The organism is Ciceribacter sichuanensis, from assembly GCF_024055605.1.
GTDB lineage: Bacteria > Pseudomonadota > Alphaproteobacteria > Rhizobiales > Rhizobiaceae > Allorhizobium > Allorhizobium sichuanense.
The window spans coordinates 32,188-52,896 of record NZ_JAMXLX010000008.1 but is presented as its reverse complement, the minus strand read 5'-3'; the positions used below and the strand labels follow the sequence as shown (position 1 = coordinate 52,896).

The 20,709-nt window shown below is 62.0% G+C and carries 15 protein-coding genes; 3 read left to right on the top strand and 12 right to left on the bottom strand.

What is annotated here, in order from left to right:
• Positions 1-99 precede the first annotated feature (99 nt).
• From NBH21_RS20775 to NBH21_RS20765, 3 genes are all read right to left on the bottom strand, one after another.
• Positions 100-1,641: a bifunctional aminoglycoside phosphotransferase/ATP-binding protein gene (locus NBH21_RS20775; protein WP_250914962.1), complete on the bottom strand. Its 1,542-nt coding sequence runs from the start codon at positions 1,639-1,641 to the stop codon at positions 100-102.
• 178 nt (positions 1,642-1,819) lie between these two features.
• Positions 1,820-3,361 carry an L-piperidine-6-carboxylate dehydrogenase gene (gene amaB / locus NBH21_RS20770; protein ID WP_250914963.1) on the bottom strand — a complete coding sequence of 514 codons (1,542 nt, stop codon included), beginning with the start codon at positions 3,359-3,361 and terminating at the stop codon, positions 1,820-1,822.
• 62 nt (positions 3,362-3,423) lie between these two features.
• Positions 3,424-4,707: an NAD(P)/FAD-dependent oxidoreductase gene (locus tag NBH21_RS20765; RefSeq protein ID WP_250914964.1), complete on the bottom strand. Its 1,284-nt coding sequence runs from the start codon at positions 4,705-4,707 to the stop codon at positions 3,424-3,426.
• Positions 4,708-4,912: 205 nt separating this feature from the next.
• Between NBH21_RS20765 and NBH21_RS20760 the strand changes: the two genes are divergently transcribed.
• On the top strand, positions 4,913-5,839 hold the full coding sequence (locus NBH21_RS20760; protein ID WP_250914965.1) for a LysR family transcriptional regulator: 927 nt from the start codon (positions 4,913-4,915) through the stop codon (positions 5,837-5,839).
• Here NBH21_RS20760 and NBH21_RS20755 read toward each other — a convergent pair.
• The 9 genes from NBH21_RS20755 to NBH21_RS20715 all read right to left on the bottom strand — a co-directional run bounded on the left by NBH21_RS20755 (position 5,811) and on the right by NBH21_RS20715 (position 17,920).
• Positions 5,811-6,215 (bottom strand): DUF3307 domain-containing protein, encoded by a 405-nt coding sequence (locus tag NBH21_RS20755; protein WP_250914966.1) that lies wholly within the window; start codon positions 6,213-6,215, stop codon positions 5,811-5,813. The genes NBH21_RS20760 and NBH21_RS20755 overlap by 29 nt on opposite strands.
• A 174-nt stretch (positions 6,216-6,389) precedes the next feature.
• The gene (locus tag NBH21_RS20750; protein ID WP_250914967.1) at positions 6,390-9,314 is read right to left on the bottom strand and encodes an aminotransferase; all 2,925 of its coding nucleotides are present in this window, start codon (positions 9,312-9,314) and stop codon (positions 6,390-6,392) included.
• A gap of 109 nt (positions 9,315-9,423) precedes the next feature.
• Positions 9,424-10,308: a formyltetrahydrofolate deformylase gene (gene purU, locus NBH21_RS20745; protein WP_163901614.1), complete on the bottom strand. Its 885-nt coding sequence runs from the start codon at positions 10,306-10,308 to the stop codon at positions 9,424-9,426.
• Positions 10,309-10,435: 127 nt separating this feature from the next.
• Positions 10,436-11,743: a type III glutamate--ammonia ligase gene (gene glnT / locus NBH21_RS20740; protein ID WP_250914968.1), complete on the bottom strand. Its 1,308-nt coding sequence runs from the start codon at positions 11,741-11,743 to the stop codon at positions 10,436-10,438.
• A 64-nt stretch (positions 11,744-11,807) separates the two neighbouring features.
• Positions 11,808-13,136, bottom strand: a complete 1,329-nt coding sequence (locus tag NBH21_RS20735) for an FMN-binding glutamate synthase family protein (RefSeq protein WP_250914969.1) — start codon at positions 13,134-13,136, stop codon at positions 11,808-11,810.
• A gap of 14 nt (positions 13,137-13,150) precedes the next feature.
• Positions 13,151-13,837, bottom strand: coding sequence for a GXGXG domain-containing protein (locus tag NBH21_RS20730; RefSeq protein ID WP_250914970.1), 687 nt, complete (start codon positions 13,835-13,837; stop codon positions 13,151-13,153).
• Positions 13,838-13,840: 3 nt separating this feature from the next.
• Complete coding sequence (locus NBH21_RS20725; RefSeq protein WP_250914971.1) at positions 13,841-14,746, bottom strand: class II glutamine amidotransferase; 906 nt, start codon at positions 14,744-14,746, stop codon at positions 13,841-13,843.
• A gap of 128 nt (positions 14,747-14,874) precedes the next feature.
• The gene (locus NBH21_RS20720; protein WP_250914972.1) at positions 14,875-15,834 is read right to left on the bottom strand and encodes a GlxA family transcriptional regulator; all 960 of its coding nucleotides are present in this window, start codon (positions 15,832-15,834) and stop codon (positions 14,875-14,877) included.
• Between the two features lie 97 nt (positions 15,835-15,931).
• The gene (locus NBH21_RS20715; RefSeq protein WP_250914973.1) at positions 15,932-17,920 is read right to left on the bottom strand and encodes a GumC family protein; all 1,989 of its coding nucleotides are present in this window, start codon (positions 17,918-17,920) and stop codon (positions 15,932-15,934) included.
• Between the two features lie 362 nt (positions 17,921-18,282).
• Here NBH21_RS20715 and NBH21_RS20710 point away from each other — a divergent pair, with 362 nt between their 5' ends.
• Together NBH21_RS20710 and NBH21_RS20705 are read left to right on the top strand one after the other, a co-directional pair.
• Complete coding sequence (locus NBH21_RS20710; protein ID WP_250914974.1) at positions 18,283-19,470, top strand: glycosyltransferase family 4 protein; 1,188 nt, start codon at positions 18,283-18,285, stop codon at positions 19,468-19,470.
• Between the two features lie 19 nt (positions 19,471-19,489).
• The gene (locus NBH21_RS20705) at positions 19,490-20,605 is read left to right on the top strand and encodes a GumK N-terminal domain-containing glycosyltransferase (protein WP_250914975.1); all 1,116 of its coding nucleotides are present in this window, start codon (positions 19,490-19,492) and stop codon (positions 20,603-20,605) included.
• Positions 20,606-20,709 lie beyond the last annotated feature (104 nt).

Below are 20,709 nucleotides of genomic sequence, written 5' to 3'. Positions count from 1 at the left end.
GCCCGACCCGCGACGAAGCGTAGAACTCCAGACGCGGCATTTTCTTTGAGACAATGGATTCAGTCAGGGAAGGCTTACGCTCTTCCCGACAGTGGTCTCTCACACGCAGACAGATTCGGCCTTCACGACGAGGGACAGCACCCTCTCCACAAGTTCATTGGTCGGCACCGTTGTTGCGAGCCGGATCCAGTTCATTTCACCGATATCCTTCGCAAGCTGGCGTTCCAGAATATCCGTCGTCGCATCCGACTGTCCCTGCGGGCGGGCGGCGATCCTGGCTTTCAGGGTTTCGGCGTCTGCCTCCAGCCATATGCCGGTGAAGGCTATTCCGGCCTCGGCTGCAACGGACTCGATGTGCCTGCGTTCCTCCGGCCGGTCGAACACGGCATCCACCACGACCGCGCCATTGCCGGCGATGATTTTCGCGGCGCGGGTGGCGAGGCTGTCATAGACCCTTTGAGAAACTTCAGGCTGGTAGGCCTCAAGCGGCAGACGCTCGTCGACGGCTATGCCGAACATCGCCTTGCGTAAGCGGTCGCTTTCCAGAAGCCGGGCTCCGGGTGCAGTTCCAAGCCGTGGCGCAAGCGCATCGGCCAGCGTCGATTTGCCTGAGCCGCTGAGGCCGCCGATCGCGATCAGCCGGGGTGTGCCGGGTTTCAGCAGTTCGGCCGCGAAGTCGAAATAGCGGCGGGCGCTCTGTGTAAGGCCACCATTTGCGTCGCCTGCTTCCTCGATCTGGGTTCCCGTCACATGCGCGCGCACGGCGGCCCGCACGGCCATGAAGAAGGGAAGCAGGGCATAGCCGTTATCGTCGCCGGTGCGGTCGAGATAGCGGTTCATCACGATATTGGCGAAGTCCGGGAAACCGCGGTGCCAGAGATCCATCAACAGGAAGGCAAGATCGTAGAGCACATCGACGGTGGCGATCTGGTCGTTGAAGTCGATACAATCGAACATGCGTGGACCCGCAGCGCTCATGAAAAGGTTCCGGAGGTGGAGGTCGCCGTGACAGAGGCGCACCTTGTCCTGCTCCTCGCGGCAGTCCATTAGGGATGCATGACCTTGCCAGGCGGCGCGGAAAGTCTTGGCCAGACGCGCGATCTCTTCCGGCGGAAAGATATGGCTGGTGGCAAAGCCGGCCTCGTTGATATCGAGCACGCCAGCCAGATTGGCGGAGCCGCTACCGGCGTGAACGACCTGCGCCTTGGCATGGAAGCTTGCGACGAGGCCGGCGGTTTCCTCCATGATCCGGGTCGTCAACCTGCCTTCCTGCGCCATGCGGTCGAAGAGGTCATGCTGGGCAAAGCGGGTCATCTCGACGATCACGTCGACTGATTCGCCGGTTCCGTTGAAGGCAAGCCGGCCATCGGCTTCGCGGGTGATCCGGCGGATGCCGAGATAGAGATCGGGGGTCGCACGGCCGTTCAGTTCGACCTCGCGCTGGCAGTAATAGAGCCTGAGATCGTATGTTGAGAAATCGACATAGGGTAGCTTCACCGCCCGCTTCAGCTTGAAGGCGCGGCCATCGATCAGAAAGACGAAGGAGATATGGGTCTCGATGACCTCGACCCGTCCGGAGAAGCCGTAGCTTTCGGCGCTGCCGAGGAATTCGATGGCCGCCGACTGATCGTGAATATCCATTCGCCCTCCGCGGGAGCCGTCAAGTTCACTCCCGGTACCTTGTCCGATTCCGACAGGGAAGGCCAGTCTTTCGCGCCCGACCTTCGTCGCAGACCGGTCTTGGAAGCTAAAGCCTGGAATGAAAAAGGCCACACGATCCCTGCGGATCGCGCGGCCTGATATTGTTTATCGGCTAGTATCAGCCCACGTCGAACTTGACGCCTTGGGCGAGCGGCAGGGTGCGGCCGTAGTTCACGGTATTGGTCGCGCGGCGCATATAGGCCTTCCAGGCGTCCGAACCGCTTTCACGGCCGCCACCGGTTTCCTTTTCGCCGCCGAAGGCGCCACCGATTTCGGCGCCCGAGGGGCCGATGTTGACGTTGGCGATGCCGCAATCCGAGCCACGGTCCGAAACGAAGGCTTCCGCCTCGCGCAGATCGTTGGTGAAGATCGAGGAGGAGAGGCCCTGCGGCACGTCATTGTTCAGCGCGAGTGCATCGTCGAAGTCGCTATACTTGATGACGTAGAGGATCGGGGCGAAGGTTTCCTCGACGACCGGGCCGGTCTGGGCCGGCATCTCGACGAGAGCCGGGCGCACGTAGAAGGCGTCTGCGGCTTCTTCGGTATTGACGCGGTCACCGCCCGCCACCTTGCCGCCGGCTGCCTTGGCGGCTTCAAGGGCCGTCTGCATACGGTCGAAAGCGCCCTTGTCGATCAGCGGGCCGATCAGGGTGCCGGTTTCCAGCGGGTTGCCGATGGAAACTGAGCCGTAGGCCTTGATGAGGCGCGGAACCAGCGTGTCGTAAACGCTTTCGTGGACGAACAGGCGACGCAGGCTGGTGCAGCGCTGGCCGGCCGTGCCCATGGCGGCAAAGGCGACGCCACGCAGGGTCAGGTCGAGGTCGGCGGTCGGGCAGACGATTGCCGCGTTGTTGCCGCCGAGTTCGAGGATCGAGCGGCCGAAACGGCCGGCGACGCGCGGACCGACGGCGCGGCCCATGGCGGTGGAGCCGGTTGCGGAGATCAGCGGAACCTTCGGATTGTCGACGAGGATTTCACCGATGTCACGGCCGCCGATTAGAAGCGTCGAGAGGTTTGCCGGAGCCTTGTTGCCGTCTGCGACATAGCGGCTGACAGCCTTTTCGAAGATCGCTTGGGTGGCGATGGCGGTGAGCGGGGTCTTTTCCGATGGCTTCCAGATGGTCGAGTTGCCGCAGACGAGCGCCAGCGCCGAGTTCCACGACCAGACGGCGACCGGGAAGTTGAAGGCGGAGATGATGCCGGTGACGCCGAGCGGATGCCAGCTTTCCATCATGCGGTGTTCTGAGCGTTCGGTGGCGATCGTCAGGCCGTAAAGCTGACGGGAAAGGCCGACTGCGAAATCGCAGATGTCGATCATTTCCTGAACTTCGCCGAGACCTTCGGATGTGATCTTGCCGACTTCGATGGAGACGAGACGACCGAGGTCAGCCTTGGCGGCGCGCAGTTCCTCGCCGAGCAGGCGGATGAGTTCGCCACGCTTGGGAGCCGGTACGAGGCGCCATTCGAGGAAGGCCTGGTGGGCGGCTTCGATTGCAGCCTTGGTGCCGGCGGCGTCGATTTCGCTGAGGGCGGCGATCTGTTCGCCGTTGATCGGGGAGCGGACGGTTAGCGAGCCGCCGGTCAGGGCCGAGGCGGGTACGCCGAGCTTGGCCATGATGGATGCGACTTCCGCTGCGAAATTCTGTTTGGCAAGGGTCATGGAGTTCCTTCCGGTATCCTGTTGTGTTCCGTTGTCGTTTCGTGGTTCGGCGTGTTCCGCTTTCAGAAGCGTTCGCCGGCAAAATGGGCGATCTGGGCGCCTGCCTCGTAATAGGCGCCCTTGAGGTTGCGAAGAGGGGCCTCTTTCACATCCGTAACCGGCAATGGCATCTCCTCCTCGGAGAGTTCGCCCAGAATATGGCGTGCCAGCGTCTTACCGAAAACCGTGCCGGGTGCAATGCCGCGGCCGTTATAGCCGGAGAAGCCCACGACATTCGGCGCGAACTTGTGGAAGCGCGGAATGGCGTCGTCGGTCATGCCGATGCGGCCAAACCACTCGGCCTCGAAGGCGATATCCCCAAGTTCGGGGAAAAGCCTCTTCAGCGAGCGCTTCGCCCAGGAGCGATGGATGGACGCGCCGGTATTGCGCAGCGCGCCGACGCTGCCGAATACAAGGCGACCGGCCCTGTCCATGCGGAAAGAGGAGAGGATTTCCTTGGTGTCCCAGCATCCCTCGCGGCCCGGCAGGATCTTTTCGAGCTGGGTCTTCGACAACGGCACCGTGGCGAAGTTGAAGTAGGGCAGCAGCACCTGTTCGTTGCGAACCTGTTCCCATGGGCCGGTCGAATAGAATTCCGAGGCGACGACGATCCAGTTGGCCGTGACGGAGCCGTTCTTCGTCCTGACGATCCAGCGGTTGCCGTTGCGCTCGGTCGAGATGGCGGCGCTGCCGGTGTGGATCTTCGCGCCGGCGGCTATGGCCGCCTTGGCAAGGCCGCGCACATAGGCGAGCGGCTGCAGCGTACCGGCGCGCATGTCGAGAAGCGAGCCGCTATAGGCCTTCGTTCCAATACGCTTTGCCGTTTCCTCTGCTGAAAGGACACGGACATCGGCGCCTCGTGCGGCCCATTGCGCACAGCGCTCCTTGATTTCCTTCAGGCCTTCCTCGCCGACGGCGCAATGCAGGGTGCCGTTCTTCTCGATCTCGCATTCGATGTTGTGTTTTTCGACCAGTTCACGCACCAGCAGGGGCGCATTGCCGAGAAGGTCGAGTACCCGTTCGCCATAGACCGGGCCGAGTACGCCCGGAATTTCCAGCGGCATGACCCACATGCCGCCATTGATCAGGCCGACATTGCGGCCCGCGCCGCCAAAGCCGATTTCGGTGGCCTCGAGCAGGACGACCTTCGTGCCCGCCTGAGCAAGATGAAGGGCAGCGGAAATGCCAGTGTAGCCACCGCCGACGATCACGACGTCCGCATCGGCATTGCCGGACAGGGCTGGAGTCGAAGGGGCCGCGGGAGCGGTTCTTTCCCATAGACCGTGGGAGCGGGGGTCGTTCAGCATGATGCCATCCTCTGACGTGGCCGTGACAACTGGCCTCAAAGACGCGTTCCGGGCGGGATGGCACGGCGGCTGCTTCGTCCCTCCCCGGAGGAAGCAGCGTTCGTCGGCGCGTCATTCCGAAACGTAAAGTCTTGCGAAATTTAGAAGACGAAACTAACCCGTTCCAACGATAATTTCTCAAGAGTTCATTCCAGAGGCGCATGACATGCTGGCGGCCAGACGCTTTCTTCCGTCACTCTCCCTGCTGGCCGCTTTCGAGGCCGCGGCGCGCACCGGCAGTATTACGGCGGCGGCGCGTGAACTGGATCTCACCCAGAGCGCGGTCAGCCGCCAGATCAAGGCACTGGAAACCCAGCTCGGCGTGGAGCTTTTCCTGCGCGAGCGTCAGACGATCCGCCTCACCGTTGCCGGTGACGGCTATGCACGCGAGATCCGCGAGGCCCTGCGTCGCATCTCCAGCGCCTCGCTCAACCTTCGGGCAAACCCGGATGGCGGCTCGCTCAATCTCGCCATTCTGCCGACCTTCGGCGCGCGGTGGCTCGCCCCGCGGCTGGGCAAGTTCCTGTCCGCTCATCCCGGTATCACCATCAATATGGTCACGCGCCTGTCACCTTTCGATTTCCGGCTGGATTCCATCGACGCGGCCATTCATTTCGGCGATCCGGTATGGCCCGGCGCGGAGCTTGATTTCCTGATGCGGGAGACGACGCTGCCGATGTGCAGCCCGGCATTCAGGGACGCACACAAGCTGGACGAGCCGGCGGATATTCTCGATGCGCCCCTGCTGCACCTGACGACGCGTCCGGATGCCTGGGAGCGCTGGCTGACAGGTCGCGGGGTGGCCTTCGAAAGTGTCCATGGCATGTTGTTCGACCAGTTCGCCACGGTGGCGCAGGCGGCCATTGGCGGGCTTGGCGTTGCGCTTCTGCCCGTCTTTCTGTTTCGTGATGAACTGGAACGGGGCGAACTGGTGCCGGCAATCGAGGGTGAGGCCGAGAGTGCCGAACGCTATTATCTCGCCTTCACGCGGGAGAGGGCTGACTATCCGCCGCTTTCCGCATTCCGGGAGTGGATCGTCGAGGAAGCGCGCGATGCGCTCGTTGTCAAAGGGTCTGGCTTGTCGCCAGAATGATGGCGAAGACAAGATGGGTGATGTGATGCAGCGTCTGGTCGGTGCCAAGCAGCCACCAGAAGCCGGTTGTCGTCGTGGTCAAAGCGTAGTGCTGCTGGATGATAGCCTTCGACCGATCGATGGCGAAGTGGATGGCAAAGTCGACGGCGCCGATCCATGCCAGCGGCGGGGCGAGCGTGGCAAAGATTGCGGTGGTCAGGGCACCATGGACGGCGGCATGAATTGTGAGCGGCACGAGCCAGCCTTGCACCCGTTCCTTGCCGAGCGCCATCCATTTGGTCTGCAAGATGAAATCCGCAAGCAGATGCTTGGCCAGAAACAACGCGATACCGTTCATCATCCACGTGGTGGAGATCTGGTCAGGCAAGGTTAACATCATACTCCCTTCGGCAGGGTGGGCTGCGGACCAAGGATAAACCGGCGCGTAAAGCAATGGGAAGACGGATTCTGAGCGAGCTGGTGTTGCGATGTGTGAAATGTTGACGACATCGGAAAAGATCCGATGTCGCGGTTATCGTGAATTAAGATCTTTCGCTGTCGCTAAAATGTTCTACCAGCCCTCGCAAAGTACCTTTTCGAGCATGTCGGCGAAGAAATCGGCGCTCTCGCGGCTCAGGCACAGCGGCGGTTTTATTTTCAAAACGTTAAGATGATCGCCTGTCGGCTGCATGATGACGCCGAGATCCAGCAGCCTGTCGCAGATTGCCGCGGTCTCTTCCGTTGCCGGCTCCAGCGTTTCCTGGTCGCGGATGAATTCCAGCCCGAGATAAAGCCCCATGCCATGGACGGCGCCGACCAGCGGAAAGCGCTGACCGAGCGCCTGAAGCCGGGATTTCAGGTAATCGCCGGTGTCGCGCGCGTTCTCCTGCAAAGCTTCATCGCGCATGATATCGAGCACCGTCATGCCGACGACGCAGCTGACAGGGCTGCCGCCGGCAGAGGAGAAGAAATAGCCTTCCTTTTCCAGGCTGTCGGCGATTTCCCGGCGGGTGATGACAGCGCCGAGTGGCTGGCCGTTGCCCATTCCCTTGGCGATGGTGACGATATCGGGAACGACGCCCTGTTCCTCGAAGCCCCAGAAGTAGTGTCCAAGACGCCCGTAGCCGACCTGAACCTCGTCGGCGATGCACACGCCGCCACGCTCGCGCACCTTGGCATAGACTTCGCTGAGATAACCCGGGGGCAGGGGAATGCCGCCCGCATTGCCGTAGACGCTTTCGCAGATGAAGCCCGCGAGGCCTTCGCCCACCAGATCGAGCGCTTCCAGCGCCGCCTCGACGCGCGCAACATAATCCGGGGTCGATGACGCCCCGCGAAAGGGGCCGCGATAGGTGTTGGGCGCGGTGACGGGGTGCACCCAGTCGGGACGCGTTTCGAGCGCTTTCGGGTTGTCGGCGATGGAGGTGGAAACGGCGTCGCTCGCCACCGTCCAGCCGTGATAGGCCTCAAGCAGGCTGATGATGTTGCGGGCTCCGCTATGGGCCCAGGCGAGGCGCAGTGCGAGGTCGACGGCTTCTGAACCGCTGTTGACGAGGAAGACCGTATCGAGGCCATCAGGCGCAAGCGAAGCCAGACGGTCGGAAAATTCCGCGACGGCCGCATAATGGAAGCGCGAGTTGGTGTTGAGCAGCGACCACTGACGGCCGGCAGCGCGCGCGAGTCGCGGATGGCCGTGGCCGAGGATCGTGACGTTGTTGACCATATCGAGATAGGCGCGGCCAGTCACATCGAACATGTGTTCCTTCCAGCCGCGCTCGATTTGCGGCGGTTCGGCGTAATAATTCTTCTGCGGCCTGGCGAAGCTCTTGTGCCGCTTTTCCAGCAGTTCGCGGCTCGTGGGGGCGGGCGCATCCAGATCGACGCCAAGGAGTGGTGACGGCGACGGAGCAAGCCTCGACCACGCGGCCGCGTGCCCGGGTCGGGCAAAGAGTGGCGGCACGAGGTTGGCGTCGCGGCAAAGCTGCAGCCTGAGACCACCGACGGAGCCCGGATGGCCGGAGACAACGCCGATCGGATCGCCCGCGGAGACCGCGGTCTCATGTTCGAGCGGGGATTCAAGCCCGTCGAGATGCAGGCGAATGTCCGGGGACGAAAGAATGAGGTGATGGCCATCCTTCAGCAGCGTTCCGTCGAAGGGGGCGACAGCCTGCGCTTCAGCCGGCACGCAGACATCGACATGCAGCGCGAAAGTCGCAGGCGCGCGCGGCAAGAGCGGCTGGGTGTAGGACAACCGGTATTCGCCGTAGCGGGTCGAGGCCGCGCCGGTTTCGGTGGCGGCCCGGGCGAGCACGCGCCAGTCGATTTCCGGGTCGGACCAGTTGTTTTCCGCAAGCTCCGCACTCAGTACCGAGAGATCGGTCAGGTGAATGGCTTCCGGTGCGATGTCCGGAAGGAGACGGCCGATCGCCGGCAACGCCTTGTCCGCGATGCCGGTAAGCTGGAGGATTGCGGTCTCCATCAGCACGAATGGAACCGAGGTCGCAACCTCGAACATCTCGCGCTCGTGGTCGGCATTACCGATGACATATTCGTTGTCCGGATCGATGGCGAGCTGCTGCTCGGTGCTGGCGACAAGCACGCCGGCACGGGCGACGACCAGAGGCCAGAGCGCCCGCAGCTCTTCTTCGTTCAGCGGATGGATATTCTGGAACGCGCGAATGGCGGGCAGAATGAAGAAAGGGTCGCCGTCTGCATGGTGCAGCAGGGCGGTGCAGGTCACCGCAAGGTCGGCCACCAGCCAGCCGGAGATGACGTCGCCGAAGTCGATCACGCCATCGGGCATCAGCCGGCCGCCGGCATCGGGCCGGGCCACGACGTTGTCGTCGGTGATGTCGTGATGGATCGCCTGGGTGCGGAGCGCCGGCGCGAGGGGCTGAATGCGCTTGACCGCTGAAATCATCGCCTTGGCGATGCGGTCGCGGCGATCCTGATCGGTCACGGATTTCAGGAGATGCAGGGCGACCGGGCCGGCGCGGCGAAGATCCCATTGCAGATCACGCTGCAGGCCGGCGTGGCTGAAGCCTTCCAGCCCTCTGGCGATGCGGGCGGAAACCGCTCCGAGTTCGGCAACCACGGAAGGGGCTAGATACTTGCGGCGGGTCAGGGATTCGCCTTCGAGGAAAGTCAGGAGCCGGACCTGATAGTCTTCGCCTTCCAGCGAGAGGAAGAGGATGTCCTCGCCGGTTTCCGGTGCGGCAACCGGCTGGGGGATGCGCGGCATGCCGGGCAGTGAGCCGAGATGACGCATTGCGGCATTCTGTGCTTCCAGCTCTACGGTCGCATATTCCGCACGGCAGATCTTGAGAACGAAATGGGCTTCGCCGGTGTCGATCAGGTAGTTGCGATCCTGCTGGCTTCCCAGTTCGCGGATCGTACCTTCCAGCCGGTAATGGTCCTTCAGGATTTCCCGGGCCTGCGCCTCCGACACATTTGGTCTCGGCAGCTCGGTGCGCTGAAGAAGAGCGGAGTCCGGCATGCTTGTTTCCCCTCGTGAATCACAGCTGTGACATTATCAGAGGAAGTGACCGCGTCCATACCACGCCGCAACGGGACGGCGGGTCGCCGTCCCTTGTGTCGAGCTGTCTTCAGCCCATGCGCTCGGAAGCGTAGGAACCCGGGCTGGCCGGGAAGACGACGGTGCGGTTGCCGTTGATGAAGGTGCGATGATGGATATGGGCGTGTATGGCGCGGGCGAGCACCTGGCTTTCGACATCGCGGCCGATCGAAACATAGTCATCCGCGGACTGGGCATGGGTGATGCGGGCAACGTCCTGCTCGATGATCGGGCCTTCGTCGAGGTCCGCGGTGACATAGTGGGCGGTTGCGCCGATCAGCTTCACGCCACGTTCGAAGGCCTGCTTGTAGGGGTTTGCGCCCTTGAAGCTCGGCAGGAAGGAGTGGTGAATGTTGATGATCTTGCCGGACATCTTCTTGCAGAGGCTGTCGGACAGCACCTGCATGTAGCGGGCGAGCACGATCAGTTCCGTGCCGGTCTGCTCGACGAGGTCCAGAAGCTGTGCTTCCGCCTGCGGCTTGTTCTCCTTCGTCACCTTGATGTGGTAAAAGGGTATGTCGTGATTGACCACGACCTTCTGGTAATCGAAATGGTTCGATACCACGCCGACGATGTCGATAGGCAGCGCGCCGATCTTCCAGCGATAGAGAAGGTCGTTCAGGCAGTGGCCGAAGCGCGATACCATCAAGAGCACCTTCATCCGCTGCGCGGCGTCGTGGAATTCGCAATCCATGCCGAACTTCTCGGCAATCGGGGCAAAGCCTTCCACCAGCGTGTCGCGCTTTGCGCCTTCCTCGGAAATGAAGCTCACGCGCATGAAGAACTTGCCGGTGCCGAGGTCATCGAACTGGGAGCTATCGACAATGTTGCAACCGGCGCCGGCCAGATAACCGGAAATGGCGGCGACGATGCCCCTCGTGGACTTGCAGGAAACCGTCAGTACATAGCTCGTCATGTTCTCATCCTCTACTCGCTCGGCAAACCGCGCGGGCTGTCTCTACTCTAATCAAAAGGCGTCGGATAGATCCGACGCCATGATTCGGGAATGGCGAATTGTCGCCCGAACGGAAGTTCCGGCAGCCCTAGATATCGAGTGTGGTGGTGCGTTCCCACTCGGTAAAATGGGCGGCGTAGGCGTTCCATTCATTGTGCTTGAGCTTAAGATAGGCGGCGGAAAACTCCGTTCCCATTGCGCCTTTCAAAAGCGTATCCCCGTCGTATTCACGAAGCGCATCGAGAAGATTGAGCGGAAGACGCGGCGCGTCCTTTACCAGATGGCCTTCCTGATACATGTCGATATCGTAGTGCGGGCCGGGGTCGGCCTTGTTGCGGACGCCGTTGATACCGCAGGCGATGATGACGGCCTGCAGGAGATAGGGGTTCACGGCGCCGTCAGGCAGACGCAGTTCGAAGCGGCCGGGGCCGGGCACGCGCACCATATGGGTGCGGTTGTTGCCGGTCCAGGTGACGGTGTTCGGCGACCATGTGGCGCCGGAGATGGTGCGCGGCGCGTTGATGCGCTTGTAGGAGTTGACCGTTGGATTGGTAATGGCGGCGATTGCCGAGGCATGCGCCATGATGCCGCCGAGGAAATTTCGGCCCTTGGCCGAAAGGCCGAAGTCCGCGTCGCCATCGGCAAAGACATTGACCTTGCCGTGTGCATCCCAGACCGAGATGTGGCAATGGCAGCCATTGCCGGTCAATCCCTTGAAGGGTTTCGGCATGAAGGTAGCGCGAAGCCCATGTTTCTCCGCGACCGATTTCACCATGAACTTGAAGAAGGAGTGCTTGTCGGCGGTTTTCAGCGCGTCGTCGAATTCCCAGTTCATCTCGAACTGGCCGTTCGCGTCCTCGTGGTCGTTCTGGTAGGGACCCCAGCCAAGTTCCAGCATGTAGTCGCAGATTTCGGAAATCACATCGTAGCGACGCAGCAGCGCCTGCTGGTCGTAGCAGGGTTTCTCGGCAGTATCGGCTCGGTCGGAGATTTCCGAGCCGTCGGCGGAAATCAGGAAGAATTCGGCCTCAACGCCGGTCTTTACGCGCATCCCGTCGGCGGCGGCTTCCGCGATCAGCCGTTTCAACACGTTGCGCGGAGCCTGCTCGACCGGCTTTCCTTCCATGTAGCAGTCGGCCGCCACCCAGGCGACTTCCTTCTTCCAAGGGAGCTGTATGACGGAAGAGGCGTCCGGCAAAGCGAAAAGGTCTGGATGGGCCGGCGTCATGTCGAGCCATGTGGCGAAGCCGGCAAAACCCGCGCCTTCCTCCTGCATGCCCTTGATCGCCGCGGTGGGAACGAGCTTTGCCCGCTGTCCGCCGAAGAGATCGGTATAACTGATCATGAAATATTTGACGCCATGCTCCTTGGCATAGCTTTCGAGATCCAGTGTCACTTCGTTCCCCTTTTGGATTTTATGAAGACACTTCTGGCGATGTAAGCGGGGTTGGCTGGGAGGATCAGAAACCTCCCTTGCCGGGGTACCAGCTGGTGCCGGCAAGTGGCACCTGCGCCATGGCGGCGGCTTCCATGGTCAGCGCGCAGAGGTCTTCCGGCTCCAGATTATGAAGCTTGTTCTTGCCGCAGGCGCGGGCGATGGTCTGGGCCTCGAGCGTCATGACCTTCAGGTAGTTTGCGAGCCTGCGGCCGGCGATCTCCGGATCGAGCCGCCTGGCGAGTTCCGGGTCCTGCGTGGTGATGCCGGCGGGGTCCTTGCCCTCGTGCCAGTCGTCATAGGCGCCGGCCGTGGTGCCGAGCTTTTGGTATTCCGCCTCCCAATGGGGATCGTTGTCGCCGATGGCGACCAGCGCGGCGGTGCCGATCGAAACGGCATCGGCGCCGAGCGCCAGCGCCTTGGCGACGTCGGCGCCCGACCGAATACCACCGGAAACGACGAGCTGGACCTTGCGGTGCATGCCGAGATCCTGAAGCGCCTGCACGGCCGGACGGATGCAGGCGAGTGTCGGCATACCGACATGTTCGATGAAGACGTCCTGCGTTGCTGCGGTGCCGCCCTGCATGCCGTCGAGAACCACGACATCGGCCCCGGCCTTCACGGCCAGTGCCGTGTCATAGTATGGGCGTGCGCCGCCGACCTTGATGTAGATGGGTTTTTCCCAGTCGGTGATTTCGCGCAGCTCAAGGATCTTGATTTCCAGATCGTCGGGGCCGGTCCAGTCGGGGTGACGGCAGGCCGAACGCTGGTCGATACCCTTGGGCAAAGTGCGCATTTCGGCGACGCGGTCGGAAATCTTCTGGCCAAGCAGCATGCCGCCGCCGCCGGGCTTGGCGCCCTGTCCGACCACGACCTCGATCGCATCGGCGCGGCGGAGATCCTTCGGGTTCATGCCGTAGCGGGAGGGCAGGTACTGGTAGACGAGCTTTTCCGAGTGGCCGCGCTCCTCGTCGGTCATGCCGCCGTCACCCGTCGTGGTGGAGGTTCCGGCGAGCGTCGCGCCGCGTCCTAGCGCTTCCTTGGCATTGCCGGAAAGCGCGCCGAAGCTCATGCCGGCAATGGTGATCGGGATCTTCAGCTCGATAGGCTTCTTAGCAAATCGGGTGCCTAGAACGACCGAGGTGTCGCATTTCTCGCGGTAACCTTCGAGCGGATAGCGGGAGATCGACGCGCCAAGGAACAGGAGGTCGTCGAAATGGGGCACCTTGCGCTTGGTGCCGCCACCGCGAATGTCATAGATGCCGGTTGCTGCCGCGCGGCGGATTTCGGCAAGCGTATAGTCGTCGAAGGTGGCTGACTTGCGCGGCGGGGTGTAGGGGTTCTGATAGCTCATGGCTGTTCCTCGCCTCAGTACGCGTCGGCGTTGTCGATGTTGAAATTGTAGAGCTTGCGGGCGGAGCCGTAGCGCTTGAACTCTTCCGGCTTGACGTCTTTGACGCCTGCCTTCTCCAGGAGAGCGGCGAGCTTTTCGAGATGCTTCGGCTTCATCTGTTTTTCGACGCAATCCGCGCCGAGGCTTTTCACCGTGCCGCGCACGAAGAGCTTCGCTTCGTAGAGACTGTCGCCCAGGGCCTCGCCGGCATCGCCGAGCACGACCAAATGGCCTGATTGCCCCATGAAGGCGGACATGTGGCCGATGCTGCCATGGACGACGATGTCGATACCCTTCATCGAGATGCCGCAGCGCGAGGCGGCATTGCCCTTGATAACGAGAAGCCCGCCGCGGCCGGTTGCGCCGGCATATTGCGAAGCATCGCCTTCGATGACGACAGTGCCGGACATCATGTTCTCGGCGACGCCGGGACCGGCCGAACCGTGCACGGTGACCGTGCCGCCGTCGTTCATGCCGGCGCAATAGTACCCAACGGAACCCTTCACCTCGACGGTAACGGGGCTGTCGATGCCGACGGCGACGGCGTGGCTGCCGCGCGGGTTCACCACTTCGAAGACGGTGTCGTTGGCACCCTTCTCTATCTGGTGAAGGGCGCTGTTGAGTTCGCGGAGCGGCGTTTGGGAGAGGTCAAAGACTGGCATGGTTCAGGCGGCTTTCTCGTGATCCCAGAAATAGACGGTCGCCGGTTCCGGCTCCCAGATCCTGGCGTTTTCGATGCCGGGCAGGCCGACGAGTGCACGATATTCGGAGCCGAAGGCGACGTACTGGTCGGTCTCGGCCATTACTGCAGGCTTGCAGGCGATCGGATCGCGCAGCACGCCGAAGCCGGATTTCGTGCCGACGACGAAGGTGAAGAAGCCATCGAGATCGTCGAGGGCGCTTTCCAGCGCCTTGCCAAGATCCTTGCCCTTGGCCATTTCCGCGGTGAGATAGGCGGCTGCGACCTCGGAGTCGTTGTCGGTTTCGAAGGCCATACCTTCCCGCTTCAGCTCGCGGCGCAGGTTGTTGTGGTTCGAAAGCGAGCCGTTGTGCACGAGGCATTGGTCGGGACCGGTGGAGAAGGGGTGGGCGCCGAGGGTGGTGACCGCGCTTTCCGTCGCCATGCGGGTGTGGCCGATGCCGTGGGTACCGCCCATGGCGCGCACGTCGAAACGGGAAACCACATCCTTCGGCAGGCCGGTTTCCTTGTAGATCTCGACGCTCTCGCCCGAACCCATGATCCTGATGTCGGGACGGATTTCGGCGAGTACTGAGCGGATCTCGCCAAGCTTGCCTTCCTCGATCTCGATGACGGCATGGGTGCTTTTCAGCGTCACGCTTGCCGGAATTCCCGCCTTGGCGAGGTCCGCTTCCAGGCCGGGTAATTCCTGTTCCGGCTCGGTGGATTGTACCGTGATCTTGGCCCTGCCCGCGGGCGCGCCGCCATAGATCGCGATGCCCGCCGAATCCGGCCCGCGGTCGGTCATGGTGATCAACATGTCCGAGAGCAGGGCGCCAAGTTGGGGTTCAAGGCTCTTGTCCTTGAGGAACAGGCCGACGATTCCGCACATCGCTCTTCTCCTTGCCAGTGTGCAACTGCACAATGGCTAGCAAAGGAAAAACTCCAAATCAACCCGAGAGAAATTTAATTTCCTACAGTGAAATTTATGTTGAATGTGGCGAAGGTTTAGCCGTCAATTCACAGGCTGCGGCCCTTTTTCGGCGTGGTGCCGTAGAGTTCCCGGTAGCGGCGGGCAAAATGGGCGGGGCTGGCAAAGCCGCAGGCGAAGGCGATTTCCGACACGGAAAGGGCGCTCTGTTGAAGCAGCTTGCGGGCGTGTTCGAGCCTGAGCCGACGGTATTCCTGCAGGAAGGTCGAGGCGAGATGTTCGGCGAACAACCGGTCGAGATGGCGGGGCGTGATACCGGCAAACCGCGCCATGGCATCCCGGTCGAGCGGATGTTCGATCGTCGCTTCCATCTTCTCAAGCACTGCGAGCAGCGCCGGATGATGAAGGCCATGGCGTTCGGCGAGTGAAGCCCGCTGAGGTTCGGCGGATGAGGCGACATGGGTATGCAGGTACCAGTCGCTGACGCGGGTGGCGAAGGCGGGGCCGAAGCGGGCGGATATCAGTGCATGCATCATGTCGAGAGGCGCCACACCGCCGCCGCAGGTCAGGAGATTGCGGTCGAAGATATAGCGCGCCTGCTCGGGCTTGAGGCCCGGAAAATCCTCGATGAGAGCAGGTGCGTGTTCCCAGTGGATGGTGAAGCGGTGATCGGTCAGGAGGCCGGCGGCAGCAAGCAGATAGGGTCCGCCCGATATCCCGCCGATCGTCACGCCATCACGCTCGAAGGCGCGCAGGCTGGCATGAACGGTCGGCCATTGCCAGCCGGAGGGATGGCCGCCGGCAATGACGAAGAGCGAATGCAGACGTTCCCGCTTCGCCGAAGCCAGCGGTTCGGCGGGGACGACGGCGCCAGAAGAGGAGGGAACAAGTTCACCTGACGGCGAATACACGTGGACGCGATAGAGTTCCCGCCCGGCAAGCAGGTTGACCGCCCGCAGCGGCTCGACGGCGGAGGCATAGCACATGAGGGCAAAGCCGGGGATCAGAATGAAACCCACATCCTGCACATTGTTGTCGGTTTCCCGCATGCTGCTCCGCGTCCCGGAATTTCGATGCCAATTGCCGTGCGGCCAGAAAACATGAGTGCGGAAAAGCTTGCAAGGGAGATGCCGGCTGGGTGCCTTTTCAGGCCGGCTCCACGAGAACGATGCCGAGTACGATGTCACGGCTGTAGCCCAGTGTTTCGAGGAGATCGTCGACGTCGGAACCGGTTGTCCGGCCGATCTCCATGAGAACCACGATCGTATCGGCTTCATGAACGAGTTGGGGAAGACATTTCGCTGCCGGTGTTCCGCAGGCGTTGATGACCACCATGTCGGCATTCGAAGGGTGAGAAATATTGTCGTAGCGGGAGAAGGTGCGACCGATGCCGGCGAAAGCCGTCACTTTCCCCGCCGAGGCTAGATGTTCGTATTTCAGGAGTTCCGCGAGCGGAGCTGATCCTTCCGTTGCCGCGTCGGCAAGGCCCGTTACCCCCTGTCGAGGCGCAGTGCCTAGGCGTGTTACCTTTGGCTTCAATGCACCGGGGGCGTATAGAATATCGCGGCCGGCGTCGACCAGCGCCTGCACGACGTCCGCTGCCACCCCGCGCGGTTCGTCGATATCGCCGATGCCGAGCAAGAGAACCGTCCCTCGACGTCCCGATGGCATGGCAGCCTGTAGCCTGTCCGCCACATCGTGAATGCCGTCATTGGCAGCCCGGGGCGATGCCGTGCGGGTTGACCGGCCAAACCGCAGGAGCCGTGAGAGGCCGGAGGATTTCCGGGTTGCCTGCATCGCGGAAGAGACGCGGCCAAGGATCGGGAAGCCGGTCTGTTTCATGAGGGTTTGTTCCGACAAGCGTCTGGAGACAGGCAGGCGGGTCAGGAAGGTGAGGCCGCTACCGATGGCGAGGCCGCCAAGCAGGACAGCCCCCAGAAGAGGCCATATCCTGACGGGTGGTTGCCTTTCCACCGGCACGGCGGCAGTGAGGATGCGTGAATTGAGCGTCACAAGGGATTGCTGCCGCCTGTATTCCTCTACCCGGTCCATTGCTTCCCTGTAGGGCGCGTGCGTCGCTTCGGCCTCGGTCTCGAGCTGACGCAGCCTGCTTCGGACGGCAGCGCTGTCGACGCTTGCTTTTGTCAGGATCTCCAGTTGACCGGCAAGCGAACGGGTGTTGGCGGTTGCGCGCTGGTAGCTGGATCGCAGCGATTGCCTGAGACGGTCGATCTCCGTCCGCATCGTCTGCTTCACACTGGTCATCTGCGTGTCGATGGCGCGCATCTGCGGATGGTCCGGGCCGAGATGGATGGCGAGTTCCGAATACCTCTCCTGCAACGCATCAAAACGTTCGCGCAAGCGCGCGATGGCGCCGGATTGAAGGACTTCGGGAATGGTTCCCTGTTCCAGCGAACCGACTGTCAGGTTGCGCGCCTGTTCGTATATGGTGCGCTGCTGTTCCTCGGTATTGCGGGCATCAAGCAGTTGCTGGTTGAGGTTGGCGAGCTGCTGGTCGGCCAGCTGTCCCACCTGCTCGGCACCGACAAGGCCGTTTTCCGCCTTGAACGTTTCCAAGGCGAGATCGGCCTTGCGAACGCTCTCTCCCAGTTCGTCCACCCTTGCGGTGAGGGCATCGGCGGTGCGTTTCGTCTCTTCATCGCGCGCCTCCTTCAATTGCCGGAGATAGACGTTTGCCGCGGTGTCGGCGATCTGTGCCGCACGTGTTCCGTCCGGATGTTTGGCGGTGATCCTGAAGACGCTGGATTTGCCGGCCCTGGCGATGGTCAGGCGCGCCCGCAACCTTTCGGTGATGGCGCTCGGCATAGCGGGAGGGGCCTGGTCCGATAAGGCGCTTCGCGTGGCGAAAACCGGGTCGTTTGCCAGGTCGAGTTCGGTGGCGATGGCGTCGAGAACCCGGCGTGACTGCAACACATAGATCTGACTGTCGAGAGTGGACGGATCGGGGCGGGTGCTTCTTACCCCACCATTCGTGTTGGTCGTTGCGAGGTCGGCCGGGTCTACCAGCAGTTCCGTGGTCGCGGCAAAGCTCGACTGTTGGCGGAAGACATGGATTGCAGCCAGGAGAGCACAGAACGCGACGGCGCAGGCCACGAGGAGCAGCCAGCGTTTCAACAGTCCCGTCTGTCGCAAAATGCCGATACCCGTTCTCCCGTCAGAAGCGCCATATCGCGGATTGCCGCCTTACCAAGCGTTTTCCGCGTCGATCCTGTCCACGTACGTGTCCGGTCCAATCGCATTCGGCCGCGAGCGCACCTCCGACCGAGCGCGATTTCGGATAAATCCTCTCCACTCCACACTTAACCAAGCCTGAACGCAAGCTATTGCAAGTATTAACCTTGCTCGCAAGCAAGCGGTGCGTGGAAGGCGGCACAACACCTGATGTTAAGAGTTGCCAGCGTTGAGAATAGGCCATCGCGAGGCATTCTCCCGGAGTTGCAGATTTTCTCCGGAGCCGCAAACCAGGCAGGTGAAAAATGGCGTTCAGCTCTTCCACAGCCGGATCGATTCCGCTCGGCAAGTCAGGCTCTCCACTCGTCGTGCAGGTCGTCCGTCAGTATCCGCCAAGTCGCGGCGGGCTGGAAGACGTCGTTTCCAATCTCAGCCGGTTGCTTTTGAAACGGGGTTTCCGCGTTCGCGTCGTCACGCTCGATCGTCTCTTCGTGGATCCCGGTACGACGCTGCCCGCGCATGACGTGATCGACGGTGTCGAGGTGGTGCGTATCCCGTGGAAGGGAAGCTCCCGTTATCCCGTCGCTCCGCAGGTGTTCCGCCATATCGGCGATGCGGATCTCGTGCATGTGCATGCGATCGACTTTTTCTTCGATGCGCTGGCCTGGACGCGACCGTTTCACGGCAAACCGATGGTCGCGACGACCCATGGCGGTTTTTTCCACACGAAGAATTATGCGGCGATCAAGAATGTCTGGTTCAAGACGGTGACCCGGCTTTCGGCGTCCGCCTATCGCTCCGTCGTCTGCTGCAGCCAGTCGGATCTCGACCTGTTCGCGCAGATCGCGAACCGACGTTCCGTGCTCGTCGAGAACGGCGTCGACAACGAGAAATTCGCGCGTCTTTCTTCGCCGGTGCCGCAGCGCCGCATCATCACCATCGGGCGCTTTTCCGTGAACAAGCGGCTGGACCGGCTGTTCGACACCATCTACGCGCTCAACAAGATCGAGCCCGGCTGGGCACTCGATGTCGTTGGCTCCGTCTCGGATCACAGCGAGGCGGATATCCGCAACGAAATCGCGCGTCGCGGACTGGAGGGGCAGGTTACCCTGCATGTCGGGCTGGAGAATTCGGAGGTCCGCAAGCTGATCGGCCTCGCATCGCTTTTCGCTTCCGCATCGGAATATGAGGGTTTCGGCCTCGTTGCCGTCGAGGCGATGAGTGCCGGTCTCGTTCCGGTCCTGCATACCAACGACGCCTATAATGCGCTCGGCAATCGGCATGGCGGCATCTTCCTTGCCGATTTCGCCCGGCCGGAAGAGGCGGCGGCGGCTGTCCGCAAGGCTTACCAATACCTGTCGTCCGATCCGGAAGCTGTTCGCAACGCCATGATCGATGCGGCTGCGACCCATGCCTGGGCGAGCGTCGCGGATCGTTATGCCGCAATTTACGAGGATGCGCTTCGCGGACGTCCTGTCCGGGCGAGTGCCTGAGCCGATGGTCGAGCCTCGCATGCCCCGCCGTGTGCTCATCGTTAGCGGCCAGCATTTTGCTGCCGCGCCGCGCAAGGTCGACCTGCATTTCATGGCCGACGCCTTGCGGGCGCAGGGGGATCACGTCGATTTCCTCACCTGCCGGCTCAGCCCGATCAGCCGTTTCCTGAAGGACGGGCGCTATGCCTATGCCCGCAGGCGGGTGCTCAATCGCTGGGTAGAGATCGGTCCGGGGTTCGAGGAATTCATCTGGTTCGCTCCTTTCCACCCGATGAACCTGAAGAAGCCGTTCCTCAATCGCCTGTCCGGGCTCTTCTTCCGGCATTATGCGGATCTGCTGCCGAAGGCTGTGCAAGATCGCCTTCCGGGCTATACTCATGTGCTGATCGAAAGCGGGCCTGCGCCGCTTCTCACCCCGCTCATTCGCCGCAAGGCACCGGATGCGCAGATCGTCTATCACGCTGCCGACCGGCTGAAGACCATCGGGGTGCATCCGGTGATCGAAGAGGTGCTCAATGAGAGTATCGGTCTCTATGACCTCGTCCACATCATGGCGGAGGCCATGCGGCCGGATTTTCCCGCCGATGCGCCGGTTCTCTATCTGCCGCACGGCATCAGCAAGGGGGTCTTCGATCAGGCAACTGCAAGCCCCTATGCAAAGCCGCTCAATGCCGTCAGCGTCGGCGACATGCTGTTCGATGCCAATGTGATCGATACGCTTTCGGCGGCCAATCCGGATTGGACATTTCATCTCTTCGGCAAGAAGACGCTCCCGGCAAAGCCGCGGGATAACATTGTCGTCCATGGCGAAATCGCCTTCGAGACGATCGTACCTTTCATCAAGTTCGCCGATATCGGTCTCGCGCCTTATCGCCTGAGTGACGGTGCCGACTATCTCAGCCAGTCGAGCCTGAAGATGATCCAGTACAGCTATTCGAGGCTGCCGATCGTGGCGCCTGCATTCGCGGCAGGGGGACGGGCGCATGTCTGCGCCTACGATCCCGCGGATCTGGCATCCATTCGCGAGGCTTTTTCAAAGGCCGAAGTCTACGACCGCAGCAGGATCGACGTGTCCGGGATCAGAACCTGGGAAGAAGCCGTGCAGGTTATCTTCCCGGCAGACAGGTCAGGTTAACCACATTTCAAACTCATCCGCCCGGAAGGCGGCGCAGAAGAGCAATTTTCAACGATTTCCCACTACAAGCGCTGGATGTACGCACCTGTATGATGCAGGGCCTG

Coding starts and splice junctions, on each gene's coding strand:
- NBH21_RS20765 (WP_250914964.1), bottom strand. CDS start 4,707: ATGCTGAACGACCCCCGCTCCCACGGTCTATGGGAAAGAACCGCTCCC.
- amaB (WP_250914963.1), bottom strand. CDS start 3,361: ATGACCCTTGCCAAACAGAATTTCGCAGCGGAAGTCGCATCCATCATG.
- NBH21_RS20710 (WP_250914974.1), top strand. CDS start 18,283: ATGGCGTTCAGCTCTTCCACAGCCGGATCGATTCCGCTCGGCAAGTCA.
- purU (WP_163901614.1), bottom strand. CDS start 10,308: ATGACGAGCTATGTACTGACGGTTTCCTGCAAGTCCACGAGGGGCATC.
- NBH21_RS20725 (WP_250914971.1), bottom strand. CDS start 14,746: ATGTGCGGAATCGTCGGCCTGTTCCTCAAGGACAAGAGCCTTGAACCC.
- NBH21_RS20775 (WP_250914962.1), bottom strand. CDS start 1,641: ATGGATATTCACGATCAGTCGGCGGCCATCGAATTCCTCGGCAGCGCC.
- NBH21_RS20760 (WP_250914965.1), top strand. CDS start 4,913: ATGCTGGCGGCCAGACGCTTTCTTCCGTCACTCTCCCTGCTGGCCGCT.
- NBH21_RS20755 (WP_250914966.1), bottom strand. CDS start 6,215: ATGTTAACCTTGCCTGACCAGATCTCCACCACGTGGATGATGAACGGT.
- NBH21_RS20735 (WP_250914969.1), bottom strand. CDS start 13,136: ATGAGCTATCAGAACCCCTACACCCCGCCGCGCAAGTCAGCCACCTTC.
- NBH21_RS20730 (WP_250914970.1), bottom strand. CDS start 13,837: ATGCCAGTCTTTGACCTCTCCCAAACGCCGCTCCGCGAACTCAACAGC.
- NBH21_RS20720 (WP_250914972.1), bottom strand. CDS start 15,834: ATGCGGGAAACCGACAACAATGTGCAGGATGTGGGTTTCATTCTGATC.
- NBH21_RS20705 (WP_250914975.1), top strand. CDS start 19,490: ATGCCCCGCCGTGTGCTCATCGTTAGCGGCCAGCATTTTGCTGCCGCG.
- NBH21_RS20750 (WP_250914967.1), bottom strand. CDS start 9,314: ATGCCGGACTCCGCTCTTCTTCAGCGCACCGAGCTGCCGAGACCAAAT.